Source organism: Streptosporangium sp. NBC_01810, assembly GCF_035917355.1.
Classification (GTDB): domain Bacteria; phylum Actinomycetota; class Actinomycetes; order Streptosporangiales; family Streptosporangiaceae; genus Streptosporangium.
In genome coordinates this window covers 729,179-741,196 of record NZ_CP109070.1, presented here as the reverse complement: position 1 = coordinate 741,196, position 12,018 = coordinate 729,179, and the positions used below count along the sequence as shown (strand labels likewise).

9 protein-coding genes, 1 tRNA gene and 2 pseudogenes are annotated in these 12,018 nt (G+C 69.6%); 5 read left to right on the top strand and 7 right to left on the bottom strand.

Features of this window, described 5'->3' with window-relative positions; genetic code table 11:
- Positions 1 to 284 precede the first annotated feature (284 nt).
- Both OIE13_RS03450 and OIE13_RS03445 read left to right on the top strand, forming a co-directional pair.
- Positions 285 to 1,118 carry a patatin-like phospholipase family protein gene (locus OIE13_RS03450; protein ID WP_326643248.1) on the top strand — a complete coding sequence of 278 codons (834 nt, stop codon included), beginning with the start codon at positions 285 to 287 and terminating at the stop codon, positions 1,116 to 1,118.
- Positions 1,119 to 1,139: 21 nt separating this feature from the next.
- Positions 1,140 to 2,174: a 1-acyl-sn-glycerol-3-phosphate acyltransferase gene (locus tag OIE13_RS03445; RefSeq protein WP_326643250.1), complete on the top strand. Its 1,035-nt coding sequence runs from the start codon at positions 1,140 to 1,142 to the stop codon at positions 2,172 to 2,174.
- 39 nt (positions 2,175 to 2,213) lie between these two features.
- On the opposite strand, the gene OIE13_RS03440 is transcribed toward OIE13_RS03445, so the two are convergent.
- The 4 genes from OIE13_RS03440 to OIE13_RS03425 form a co-directional block, all read right to left on the bottom strand.
- Positions 2,214 to 2,417: an SHOCT domain-containing protein gene (locus OIE13_RS03440; protein WP_326643252.1), complete on the bottom strand. Its 204-nt coding sequence runs from the start codon at positions 2,415 to 2,417 to the stop codon at positions 2,214 to 2,216.
- 295 nt (positions 2,418 to 2,712) lie between these two features.
- A complete protein-coding gene (locus OIE13_RS03435) occupies positions 2,713 to 4,242 on the bottom strand; it encodes a cobyric acid synthase (RefSeq protein WP_326829515.1) in 1,530 nt (509 codons plus the stop codon).
- The gene (locus OIE13_RS03430; RefSeq protein WP_442811644.1) at positions 4,239 to 5,156 is read right to left on the bottom strand and encodes a cobalamin biosynthesis protein; all 918 of its coding nucleotides are present in this window, start codon (positions 5,154 to 5,156) and stop codon (positions 4,239 to 4,241) included. The genes OIE13_RS03435 and OIE13_RS03430 overlap by 4 nt, the downstream gene beginning before the upstream one ends.
- A 55-nt stretch (positions 5,157 to 5,211) precedes the next feature.
- Entirely contained in the window at positions 5,212 to 6,012 is an 801-nt protein-coding gene (locus tag OIE13_RS03425; protein WP_326643258.1) for a phosphotransferase enzyme family protein, read from the bottom strand.
- Positions 6,013 to 6,350: 338 nt separating this feature from the next.
- On the opposite strand from OIE13_RS03425, the gene OIE13_RS03420 reads away from it, so the two are divergent.
- The 3 genes and pseudogenes from OIE13_RS03420 to OIE13_RS03410 all read left to right on the top strand — a co-directional run bounded on the left by OIE13_RS03420 (position 6,351) and on the right by OIE13_RS03410 (position 9,698).
- Positions 6,351 to 6,424, top strand: a tRNA-Arg gene (locus OIE13_RS03420).
- Between the two features lie 859 nt (positions 6,425 to 7,283).
- A pseudogene (locus tag OIE13_RS03415) lies at positions 7,284 to 8,854 on the top strand (IS1182 family transposase).
- Between the two features lie 301 nt (positions 8,855 to 9,155).
- On the top strand, positions 9,156 to 9,698 hold the full coding sequence (locus OIE13_RS03410; protein ID WP_326829514.1) for a dihydrofolate reductase family protein: 543 nt from the start codon (positions 9,156 to 9,158) through the stop codon (positions 9,696 to 9,698).
- 51 nt (positions 9,699 to 9,749) lie between these two features.
- On the opposite strand, the pseudogene OIE13_RS03405 reads toward OIE13_RS03410, so the two are convergent.
- From OIE13_RS03405 to OIE13_RS03395, 3 genes and pseudogenes are all read right to left on the bottom strand, one after another.
- Positions 9,750 to 10,271: pseudogene (locus tag OIE13_RS03405) on the bottom strand (transposase); the annotation flags it as partial.
- Positions 10,272 to 10,461: 190 nt separating this feature from the next.
- On the bottom strand, positions 10,462 to 11,844 hold the full coding sequence (locus OIE13_RS03400) for a tyrosine-type recombinase/integrase (RefSeq protein WP_326829513.1): 1,383 nt from the start codon (positions 11,842 to 11,844) through the stop codon (positions 10,462 to 10,464).
- Entirely contained in the window at positions 11,841 to 12,011 is a 171-nt protein-coding gene (locus OIE13_RS03395; RefSeq protein WP_442816059.1) for a helix-turn-helix transcriptional regulator, read from the bottom strand. Before OIE13_RS03395 ends, OIE13_RS03400 begins: the two co-directional genes overlap by 4 nt.
- Positions 12,012 to 12,018 lie beyond the last annotated feature (7 nt).

The following is a 12,018-nucleotide window of genomic DNA, read 5'->3' as shown; positions in this document are numbered from 1 at the left end:
TTTCCTTGCCCGGATCCGGAACCCGCTCCGCCGATCCGTCGTGACACCGTTGACGACTCACCCGGCACCGGACCGCGTCCTCTCCCCACCGTCGTACGGATCCGGACCCCGGGAGCACCCCACTCCCCCATCGTGACCGGGCCGCGCGCCCTCCCCTTCCGGTACGCGAGCCCGGAACTCGCGCCGCGCGGGCCGTACCGGTCCCCGGCGCGGTCTATCGTGAGGTCGTTGATGACGAATCGCGCGGCACCGTGCCGCGTTCCCTGCCCGTCCAAGGAGAGTCGATGAGCGTGGACACCGCCTTCGTCCTCGGTGGCGGGGGCGTCCTCGGCGCTCACGAGGTGGGCATGCTGCGGGCGCTCGACGAGGCGGGTATCAAGCCCGACGTGATCGTCGGCACGTCCGTGGGCGCGCTGAACGGTGTCGTGCTCGCCGCCTCCTCCGGTGACGCGGTCGCGCGCCTGACCACGCTGTGGGGCTCGAACGTGGTCCGTACCGCGTTCGCGGGGTCGTGGATGACCCGGCTGTCCACCCTTGCCAGGACCGGCACCCACCTGCACTCCGGCCAGCCGCTGCGCGACCTGCTGACCAGGACGCTCCCCGTCTCCCGGATCGAGGAGCTGGAGGTGCCGTTCCAGTGCGTGGCCGCCTCGGTCGAGCGCGCCACCGCGCACTGGTTCACCGAGGGGCCCCTGGTCGAGGCGGTGCTCGCCTCCTGCGCCGTCCCCGGACTGCTGCCTCCGGTCCGCATCGGCAATGAACACTTCCTCGACGGCGGGCTGGTGCACAGCATCCCCGTCGGCCGCGCGGTCGCGCTGGGCGCCCGCCGGGTCTACGTCCTGCACGTGGGCAGGATCGAGCGTCCGCTGGTGGCGCCGAGACGCCCCTGGGAGGTTGGGATGACCGCCTTCGAGATCGCCAGGCGGCACCGCTTCGCCGAGGAGATGGCCACCCTGCCGGGTGACATCGAGGTCCACGTCATGCCGTCGGGTGGCGAGGCCCGCCCGGGAATGGATCTCGCCCAGCTGCGTTATCGGGATATATCGCATATATCTGGATACATAGAACGGGCGTACCGGGCCTCGTCCGACTATCTGGCCCGGCACGCGTCCACCTGAGCCACACAGCAGGAGCCGCTCGTGCTGCCTCCTCGCATCATCCGCCGTCTGATCCTGGCCCCGCTCGTCATCGTGCTCACCGTGGTCGCGGTGATCACGCTTCCGATCTGGCTGCTGGTGGTGGCCGCGGCCTCGCTGCGCCTGCCGCCCCCGCAGCGGCGCGGCACCCGGCTGGTCTGGTTCGCGGTGGCGTGGCTGGCGCTGGAGTCGATGGCCCTGGTCGCCTGCCTGGGCCTCTGGGTGGCGAGCGGGTTCGGTGGATGGCTCCACCGCGACGAGCACCAGGAGCGGCACTACGCGCTGATCCGGTGGCTCCTGTCCAAGGTGTACGGGGCAGCCGTGCGGATCTTCCGCCTGAGCGTCGAGATCGACGAGCCGGCACCGACCTCCGACGAGCTCTCCCGGCGCCTCACCCGCCCCGTCGTCGTGCTCTCGCGCCACGCGGGCCCCGGCGACTCGTTCCTGCTCGTCCACCACCTTCTCACCCGATACGGCAGGCGCCCGAGGATCGTGATGAAGGCCGCCCTGCAACTCGACCCCTCACTGGACGTGGTGATCAACCGCCTCCCCAACGCCTTCGTCCCCCGCAAGGCGACCGAGAGCGGCGTTCTCGGCGAGATCCGCCGCCTGGCCTCCGGCATGGACGCCGACGACGCCCTGGTGATCTTCCCGGAGGGCGGCAACTTCACCCCCAGGCGCCGCTGGCGGGCCATTCTCCGGCTGGAGCGCAAGGGCCTGTCCGAGGAGGCCGCGCGGGCCCGCCGGCTGGAGCACCTGATGGCGCCCCGGCCCAACGGGGCCATCGCCGCCATCGAGGCCTGCCCCGAGGCGGACGTGGTCTTCGTCGCGCACACCGGCCTCGACGACCTGGTCACCCTCAAGGACGTCTGGCGCCGCCTCCCGGTCAGCGCCAAGGTCAAGGCCAAGTGGTGGCGGATCCAGGCCGCCGACGTACCGCGCGACCGCGAGAGCCAGATCCGGTGGCTCTTCGACCAGTGGGAGGAGATCGACACCTGGATCACCGCAAACCAGCCAACCCCCACGCCCACGGCCTGACCCATGTCGGTCTGAGTCCGGAACCCCTAGGAAACGGGCCTACCACTCCTGGGAGAGACCCGACATCCGGCGGAGGTACTCGTCCTCGTCGATCTCACCGGCCGCGTAACGACGCCTGAGAATCTCGCGGGGGTTCTCAGGCGCAGGCTTGGAAGCCTTGGAAGCCGAGGAGGCGCGGACCATCGCGAGCACGCAGAGCACCACCACGGCGATGACGAAGAACAGCACGATGATGCGGACCATCGTCGACCTCTCAGACCTCCCCCATCGGATCTTGCGGGGGAAATGTCAATTTTACCCGGCGAGGGAGGCATCTCCCCTTCCCCGCTGGATTCCCCGCTGGATTCCCCGCGGGAAAAGGGCGGGAACATCACCGCCTCGCCGGGCCGCCGCCCGCGATCGCCTCGCGCGGGAAGGCGAGAAGCCACCCTCCGCCGCCTCGCCGGGCCGCCGCCCGCGATCGCCTCGCATGGGAAGGCGAGAAGCCCCCTCCGCCACCGGCTGACGATCCCGGTGAAGGCCGACCACCACACGAAGATCATCTGTAGCCGATGGCGGATCCGCCCCGTGAGAGGTACGGGGTCTCGTGCCGGGTGGCGCCCGGCGGCAGCGAAGGCAGGCCCGAAGGTGCCCCGGCCTCCATCAGCCGGAGCAGGGCGCCGGTGTCGACGTTCCGCTCGATCAGGTCGCCGAGCGCGTCCAGCCGCTCCTCACGCAGGGCGGCGAACGACACTTCAGGGGCCGGGATGAAGTCGCGACCGGAGACGGCGGCCACGTCGGCGAGGAACGCCCGGCGGAAGTCGTCGTTCTCCAGGGCGCCGTGCCAGGTGGTGCCCCACACCGAGCCGTCCCGGCAGCCGTCCAGGAAGGGCTCGCCGCCGTCGGCCGTCACGACGCCGTGGTGGATCTCGTACGCCTCGACCCGGCAACCGTAGGCGGAACCCACCGGGCGGCCCAGCGTCTTGTCCTCGGCGAACTCCACGGAGGCGGGCAGCAGTCCCAGCCCCTCGACCAGGCCCGCCCCCGACTCGACGTCGTCGCGGATGGTCCTGGCGAGCATCTGGTAGCCGCCGCAGACGCCCAGCACGGCCCGTCCCGACAGGGCCTCGGCCAGGCCGGTGGCGCGGAGCCAGGCGAGGTCGGAGACCGTGGCCCGGGAGCCGGGCAGCACCACCAGATCGGCATCGTCCAGCTCGCCCGGCGAGGTCACGTAGCGGACCGTCACCCCGGGCTCGGAGGCCAGCGCGTCCACGTCCGTGAAGTTGGAGATCCTCGGCAGCCGTACCACCGCCACCCGCAGGGTCTGCCTGCCATAGGGGGCGCGCGCGCCGAGCGCGGGCCGGTTGTCCAGGGCCAGGGAGTCCTCGACGTCCAGCCAGAGGCCGTCCAGCCAGGGCAGCACCCCGTACACCTCGCGGCCGGTCAGCTCCCTGATCATGTCCAGACCCGGTTCGAGGAGCTCGGGCGCCCCCCGGAACTTGTTGATCACGAACCCGGCGATCAACGCCTGGTCGGCGGGCTCCAGCAGCGCCACGGTCCCGTACAGCGAGGCGAAGACCCCGCCCCTGTCGATGTCGCCGACCACGACGACCGGCAGGTTCGCGGCACGGGCCAGGCCCATGTTGGCGATGTCGCCCGCGCGCAGGTTGATCTCCGCCGGGCTGCCCGCGCCCTCGCAGACCACCACGTCGTAGGAGGCCCGCAGCCGCTCCAGCGCGTCCACCGCGACCTGGCGGAGCCGCTCCTTGACGTCCCAGTACTCCATGGCGTCGACCTCGGCCATCGGCCTGCCCATCACCACGACCTGGCTGCGCCGGTCACTGCCCGGCTTGAGGAGGATCGGGTTCATGTCCGCACTGGGTTCCAGCCCGCATGCGGCGGCCTGCATCGCCTGTGCCCGGCCGATCTCGGCGCCGTCGGCGGTGACGAAGGAGTTCAGCGACATGTTCTGCGCCTTGTACGGCGCGACCCGTACCCCCTGGCGGGCCAGCCAGCGGCAGATCCCGGCGGTGACGACGCTCTTGCCCGCGTCGGAGGTGGTCCCGGCGACCAGCAGCGCCCCCTTCACCCTTTCCTCCCGCACGATCCGCGCACGGCGGCCAGCACGGCGAGCCCCGCCGCGGCCAGGCCGACCGCCCGCGCCAGCCGTACGGCCCTGCGGATGTCGGCGACCGAGGGCTCGGGCCCGTCGCCCATCTCGGGCCGGTGCTCCACCCTGGTGCCGTACAGGTTCACCCCGCCGAGCGTACGGTCCAGCGCGCCCGCGAAGGCCGCCTCGCAGCGGCCCGCGTTGGGGCTGGGGTGGCGGTGGCCGTCCCTGCGCAGCACCCTCGCCGCCCGCCGCGTCGAACCACCCGCCACAGGGGCGCCGAGCACGGCGAGCAGCCCGGTGATCCTGGCCGGTACGAAGTTGGCGACGTCGTCGAGCCGGGCCGCGGCCCAGCCGAAGCGCTCGTAACGCGCGTTGCGGTGGCCGACCATTGCGTCCAGCGTGTTGACCGCCCGGTAGGCGAGCAGGCCTGGTACCCCGGCCACCGCCCCCCAGAACAGCGGTGCCACGACCGCGTCGGAGGTGTTCTCCGCGATCGACTCGACGGTGGCCCTCGCGAGCCCGGGTGCCTCCAGCACGGCAGGATCCCGCCCGCACAGATGAGACAGCCTCTCCCGGGCCCCGTCCAGGTCGCCGTCCTCCAGGAGTGCGGCCATCGCCGCACCCTCGCGGCCCAGCGTGGTGCCGCCGAGGACCGCCCAGGTCGCCGCCGCGGTCAGCGCGGCCCGCACCATCGGGTCGCGCGGCCTGGTCGCGGCATGGCCGAGCAACGCCACCGGGACGACGCACAGGGCGACGTGCAGAACGCCCCTGGCCCGGCCGTCGCCGTACACCCGTCTCTCCACCTCGGCGGCGGCGGTGCCGAACAGCGCGACCGGGTGCCCGCGCCGGGGATCGGCGAGCACGGCGTCGATCAGGACCCCGGCGAGCATCCCCACCCCTTCGGCTACCCCAGGTCCCCTTAGTCCCACTTTGGCAATTAGTCGACTAAATGAGATGTTCATGGAGTTCATCTTGGTGGGTCTCCAGCCACACCCGGGCCCGCCGGATGCGCACCCCCACCCCACCGGCCCACATCCGGACCCACCCACCGCTCCCGCCCTCGGCCCTGGCACGCATCACCTGGTACGAGCGGTCGAAGCGGAGCCGGGCCAGATCCAGCAGCCGGCGCCGATCGCGAGGCGCCAGCCCGTACGCGTCGCAGAACAGGCGGAGCCGGGGCCCGACCTCAAGGCGACGCTGGAGCGGCTCCAGATCGATGGGGTCGGCGATCGGCGCCCAGTGCCGCAGCGTGGTCACCACGTCGAAGAGCCGGGTCGTCGGCCGGGCCATGTCGAAGTCGATCAGCGCGACCGGCAGCCCGTCACGGAAGATCACGTTGTCCAGATTGACGTCGCAGTGCCCGATCAGCCTCGGGGCCTCGTCGTCGTTGGACCCGGTCTCCCAGACGGCTTCCCTCGGCGGGACGAACCCCTCGGCGGCGTCGTGGAAACCGCGCAGCAGCCGCGCCAGCGCGGCCAGCGACTCCCCACTGAGCGCGTACCCGGGCAGCGGCCTGGCCGCGGAGCCGCCCTCGACATAGCTCAGCACCTCCCGGCCCCGCTCGTCCACGCCCAGCGCCCGGGGCGCACCCTCGAACCCGTAACGCTCCAGGTGCCGCAGGAGCGCGTGCACCGAAGCCGTGGAGGCCCGGCTGGGCCGGCGGACGGTGTCCCCGACCCGCACCACCCCGTCGGTGACATCACCGCCCAGAAGGGGAATCTCCTGTTGGGTCGTGACGGCGAACATGCCACCCGAGCGTAGACCGCTCCGCCCTCTCGCGGGGACGATTCGGGCAGACCGTTCCCCATCAGATGGAACACCCGGAAGCCTTCCACCTACCGGACACCCGCTGCCACGCCCGGCAGGAGAGCAGCAGGAGAGCGGCAGGTCATCGGGGAGAAGGCCCCCTCGTCCAGCGCGGTTCCCCCACCCCGAACAGCCGGAATCCCGCTTCGGCCGCCCGAGCCGAGGCGGCCCGGAGGCCGTTCTCTCCGGGGAGGGCGAGACGCCACAGAGTGATCCTCGCGACACAGCCCCAAAACCGATACATGGGCACTCCCAGGATCATGCACAATTAAGCGGGAGCACCCTTAGCTCAGCTGGATAGAGCACCGGACTTCTAATCCGACGGTCGCAGGTTCGAATCCTGCAGGGTGCGCAACCAAGACCAGGTCGTCCACGCGCTGACCTGGTCTTTTGCTTGTCCGCGGCCTGACCCCCTCAGGCAGCCACAGGTAGCCGGAAGCAGCCGTATGCCACCGGTCGCGGAACATACGCGGAATGGACCCGGCCCTGTTTTCCCAGGTGGGACCGGGAGTTCCGGAGGTTCGCGGAAGGATTCCGAGCCCTCTGAGCCGCGCCGCGGGGTGGTTCGTGATGTCGAGGTGTGGCACGATGCGCTCCATGACGACCCGAAAGGCCGATGCCGCGTAAGCGGCCGAGCATCCTCCATGCGCAAGTGTGGGCGAATCGCCGACGCTATCGCCCAGCCCCCAAGATTCCCGGCGTCTCCAGCCGGACCTGTGCGGCCATCGCACGAATCGAGCTCCAGCGTCTGAGGCCTGGAGCCATCGTCGGTGCCTTCGCCGAATACGAACGGTTCCTCCGGCAGCCCGGCCGCTACCTCTATCTGCCCGAAGCGAACTGCCCTTGCTGCGACCCGGCAGAGGCCCGGAACACGCTGGAATACGCCCTGCGACGCCTTCGATCCCCAGCCAAGGCGGAGCTTTCACGAATCGTGACGCGGCTGGACGAGGAGTTCTACCGCCGGACCATCCCAGACCCTTGGGCGCGTTATTACCCATGGCGCTTCGGCGGATGGTGGCATCACCGCATTCACGAACAATGATCATCTTCCGACACAGCGAAGGGCCCCGGTGTGAGCCGGGACCCTTCGCGATCATGGTGTTCTTACGATGTCTCACACAGTGAGCGCAGCCAGAATGCGCTGGCTAGAAGTGCACTGAAAATCTTGCGTTCTGGTCCCGCCTCGGATGATTCGGGGCCAGACTCGTTGCGTGCAGGGTGAATGGGCTGGAGAACCGGTAGGGCCGGATGTGTGGCAGACCTGCCGGGAGCTGATCCCAGCCGGGAGCGTTTTCGCGTTCCTGGCCGAACATCGGCAGACGCTGTTCCCAGCAGACATGTTCACGGACATGTATCCCTCGGCGAACGGGCGGCCGAGCATGCCGCCGCAGGTGCTCGCCACAGTGATCGTCCTGCAGAGCCTGCACGGGCTGTCGGACTTCGAGACGGTTCAGGAACTGCGTTGTGACCTGAGGTGGAAGGCCGCCTGCGGCCTGGGTCTGTACGACACCGCGTTCGACCCGTCGCTGTTGACCTACTTCCGACGGCGCCTGCAGCGCTCGGCCGATCCGAACCGGCTGTTCACCAAGGTCAGGAAGTCGTCGCGGCCACCGGCGTCCTCAAAGGCAGGCAGCGCCGGGCGTTGGACTCCACCGTGCTGGACGACGCGGTCGCCACCCAGGACACCGTCACCCAGCTCATCGCCGCGATCCGCCGGGTCATCCGCGACGTCCCCGGCGCCGAGCCGGTCGCCGCCCAGTGGTGCACCGCCCACGACTACACCGACCCCGGCAAGCCGAAGATCGCCTGGAACGACCAGCAGGCGCGGGACACACTGGTCGACGCCCTGGTCACCGACGCCCTTAATCTCATCGCTCACGTGCCCGGCCAACCGCTCGGCGAGACGGCGGCAGGCGCCCTCGGACTGCTGGCACTGGTCGCAGGACAAGACGTCGAGCCCGCCGACGGCTCCGACGGCCGATGGCGGATCGCCCGGCGCACCGCCCACGACCGCATCGTGTCCACGGTCGACCCCGAGGCCCGCCACATCCACAAGAACCGCACCCGCCACCAGGACGGCTTTCGCGCACATGCCGCGTTCGAGCCCGAGGCGGGGCTGTTCACCGAGGTCGCCCTCACCGCGGGCAGCGGCGCGGACAACCACGAGGCCGCCGTCGCCCGAAGCCTCCTCGCCGGCGACGACGATGCCCTGACGGTACTGGGCGACACCGCCTACGGCACCGGCGACCTGCGACAGACCCTCCAAGCCGACGGCCACACCCTGGTGATCAAGCCGCCGCCGCTACGCCAAGCCGTCCCCGGCGGCTTCACCACCGACGATTTCCAGGTCGACACCCAAACCGGCCGCGTCACCTGCCCGGCAGGCCACACCAAAACCCTCGGCCGCCCGCTGGCAGGTGGTAACCGCCAGGCCCAGTTCAAGATCCTGTGCCGCACCTGCCCACTGCGCGAACGCTGCACCACGTCCAAGACCGGACGCACCTTCAACGTCCACCCCCACTATGACCTCCTCAAAACCGCCCGGCAGCAGGCCGCCACCAGTCAGCGATGGCAGCAGGAGTACCGCCGCTGGCGACCACCCGTCGAACGCGCCATCGCCTGGCTGGTCGCCAAAGGCAACCGTCGCGTTCCCTACCGCGGCGTCCTCAAGAACAACATCTGGCTCCACAACCGCGCTGCCGCACTCAACCTCCGCCGCCTCATCAACCTCGGACTCACCCACACAGGCGGCGCCTGGGCACTGAACCCCGCCACTGCATAAGCCGCCGGGGCGCCTGCTCCGCGCCGATATCCACTCAAACCAAGATCTTCAGTGCACTTCTAGTGCGCTGACCACAAACGATCACCGGGTTTGGTCACTCAGTCCGGGACCGAGGGCGACCTCACCGGCGGTGTCGTTCACGCCGTACCCGAGCACGTTCGCGACACTGCGGGCCAGCACATCCGGGTGCCGGTTTGTTCGCGTTGCGCCACCGCGGATGCGCGTGCAACTCTCGCCCTTGCCCTCCCCGCCGGGCCGAACTAAGATCCGACCTCGGTTTCCAAGATCCTTGGAGAAACGTATGAGTGATGTAGGCACCGTCACTGGCAAGGTGGTCGTGAACAGGGTGATGTCGCTGGACGGCTTCATCGCCGGTCCTGGCCACGCGATGGACTGGATCTTCGAGTACATGACTGCGGATACGGTCCCGGAGGTCATGGCGGCCACGGGCGCCATGCTCATCGGCCGGGGTACTTACGAGGTCGGCAAGCGTATGGCCGACCAGGACACCAGCTACGACGGGGGAGCACAGTTCGTCCTCACCCACAATCCTCCCGCCGAGCCGGACCCTGCCGTCACATTCCTCACCTGTGGACTTGAGGAAGCCGTTGCCACGGCACGCAGCGCCGCGGGCGGCAAGAACCTGGAGATCCTCGGTGCCGATGTGGCCGCCCAGTGTCTGCAGCGCGGGCTCGTCGACGAGATCCTGGTGTATGTCCTACCGCTGCTGCTCGGCGACGGTGTCCGTTTCTCGCCTCCAGGCCTCGGCAGGATCGACCTGGAACCTTTCAGCAATACCCAGTCGGGCGCCGTCACCATGCTCCGCTTCCGCGTGCGAAAGTAGGCGCAGCCTCCAACGGCTACAGCGCTGTCCCTGAACGTTCGCCGGGTGTGATCAGGCAGCTTGGGGTCGTGGGCGTCCCCAGCGTTGCTGGCGTTCGCTGCGGATGCGGGCGCGTTCGCGGCGTTGTGCGGCTAGGACGTCGGGGTGGCGGGCGTTGGCGTTGCGCCAGCACAGGTAGGCGTGGAGTTCGCGGGTCTGCACGGTGTGGTTGGGGTGGTTGGAGTTGGCCATCACGAAGGTGCGCAGCGGCCCGAACTGGGCCTCGATCGGGTTGGCCCAGGACGCCTGGGTCGGGGTGAAGCACAGCTCCACCTTGTTCTTCCTGGCCCAGGCACGAATGGCGGGGGTCTTGTTCGCGGACAGATTGTCCAAGATCACATAGATGGGGGCGCCGTCCGGACGGGCCGCCCGGATCGACTTCAGCGCCGCCAGGCTGTGATCGCCGCCCTTTCGCTCGCGGACCACACCCCACAGCTGGTCATCACCCAGGGAATAGCAGCCGTGGAAGTACCGGATGCCGTGGGTGCGATGGTAGGTCGCCGGCAACCGGTCCGGCTTGCCCTCTTCGGCCCACACCCCTCATGCAGCCGCAGGTAGCCAAAAGCAGCCGTATGCCACCGGCCGCGGAACGTACGCGGAATGGATCCGGCCCTGTTTTCCCAGGTGGGACCGGCGGTTCCGCGGGTTCGCGGAAGGATTCCGGGGCCGGAACGACGAAGGACCCCGAGGTGTCCCGGGGTCCTGTCGTGGCGCAGAGTGGGCCTCACATGACGAGCGCGGCCAGGATGCGCTGGTTGGCCACCTCGCGTTGGCCGTCGATGCACTTGGCATAGACCTTGAGCAACACGTCCACCCCGTGCCCCGCCCGCTCCGCCGCTTCCGGTGCGTGCACCCCGGCGTTGAGCCAGAGGGAGACCGCCGCGTGCCGCAGGTCGTACGGCCTGCCCGCCAGAGGTGAGGCGACCTGGTCGGGGGTGAAGGCGTACGTCCGAGCCTCCTTCCAGACCTTGGCGTACGCCGACCCGGAGATCAGCCCGCCCGTACGGGTCCGGAAAAGCCGGCCATCGGCGGCGACGCCGTGACGGTCGATGTGGTCACGCAGGATGGCCACCAGTTCCGGCGGGATCGGCACCGACCGCGTCTCCTTCTCGGCCCGGTGCTTGAGACCGCGCTCGTCGTGGGTCTCCCCCGAGTCGGTGAACCGCTTGTTGCTCTGCGGCTTGGTCTTCTCCAGGGTGAGCACTCCCCAGCCGGACGCCGGAAGGTGACAGTCCTTCTTCCGGAGCCCCGCCGCCTCCCCCGGACGCAGGCCGCCGAAGTACATGCAGGCGAACAGGGCAGCGAGCATCAGCCCCCGCGACCGGCCCACGTAGGTCACCGCGATCAGCAGCTCACGGGCCTGAGCCGGGTTGACCACCGAACGCCGATCGATCTCACCCCCGGACTTCGCCTTGCGGAGCTTGACCTTGTGCAGCGGATTCGCCGGAAGCTCCTCCAGCTCGACCGCGTACTCAAGCACGTGATGGAAGACCGCTCGCTTGCGCCGGTAGGTCGAGACGGCCGCCGCCTTGCCGTTCAGCATGAGCGCCAGGGCCTCCAGAGCCGCCCGCGTGTGCTTGGCCTCCTCCAGGGCGTTCAAGGGCAGCGAAGCCGCCTCCAGCCACCGCACAGCACGAGCGATCTCCGGCGAGGGAACCGGGCGACGCTCCTCCGGCAGGAAGGAGAACTCTCGCAGTGCCCGCCGGATGATCTCGTCGTCAGGTCGGCCGGGCAGATCGTTCATGAGCACGCGAGTGACATTGGCCAGCGCATCGGTCATGCCCTCACGGGACTTGGCCGCCGCATGGGGCCACCAGGCATGCACGTAGGCCACGGCGAAGTCGTACCAGGTGCGCGCGTCCTTCGCCTCGGCCATCGACGTCGGCAGACCACTCGCCAGGTCGAAGGACTCACCGTTCTTGGCCGCCTGCCGTAGCTGCGACAGGAAGCTCTCGGCCAGCCCCTTGGTCTTGAAGGTCGCGGACTTCTCCCGATTGCCCACGGTCCAGCGGACGGTGTGCGAGACGATGCGCGGCTTCTTGCCCTGCCCCTGGGACTTCGTGTTGGTCCGGATGTCCCAGAACTTGACCTTGTACGAGGTGTTCACGCCGCCTCCCGGAGGGTTTCAAGCCATGCCTCGAACTCGCTGCGGTGGAGGCGGATCTCGTCGTTGGGCAGTCGCAGGCCGCGGGGGAACTTGCCGATCTCGCGCCAGCGGTAGAGGGTCCGGGCAGAGACCCCGCCGAGCTTGTCGAGGATCTCGGGAACGGTCATGAGCTTG

Excerpts from the sequence above, each read along its gene's own strand:
- OIE13_RS03450 (WP_326643248.1), top strand. The coding sequence starts at position 285 with ATGAGCGTGGACACCGCCTTCGTCCTCGGTGGCGGGGGCGTCCTCGGC.
- OIE13_RS03440 (WP_326643252.1), bottom strand. The coding sequence starts at position 2,417 with ATGGTCCGCATCATCGTGCTGTTCTTCGTCATCGCCGTGGTGGTGCTC.
- OIE13_RS03430 (WP_442811644.1), bottom strand. The coding sequence starts at position 5,156 with ATGCTCGCCGGGGTCCTGATCGACGCCGTGCTCGCCGATCCCCGGCGC.
- OIE13_RS03425 (WP_326643258.1), bottom strand. The coding sequence starts at position 6,012 with ATGTTCGCCGTCACGACCCAACAGGAGATTCCCCTTCTGGGCGGTGAT.
- OIE13_RS03410 (WP_326829514.1), top strand. The coding sequence starts at position 9,156 with ATGAGTGATGTAGGCACCGTCACTGGCAAGGTGGTCGTGAACAGGGTG.
- OIE13_RS03395 (WP_442816059.1), bottom strand. The coding sequence starts at position 12,011 with ATGACCGTTCCCGAGATCCTCGACAAGCTCGGCGGGGTCTCTGCCCGG.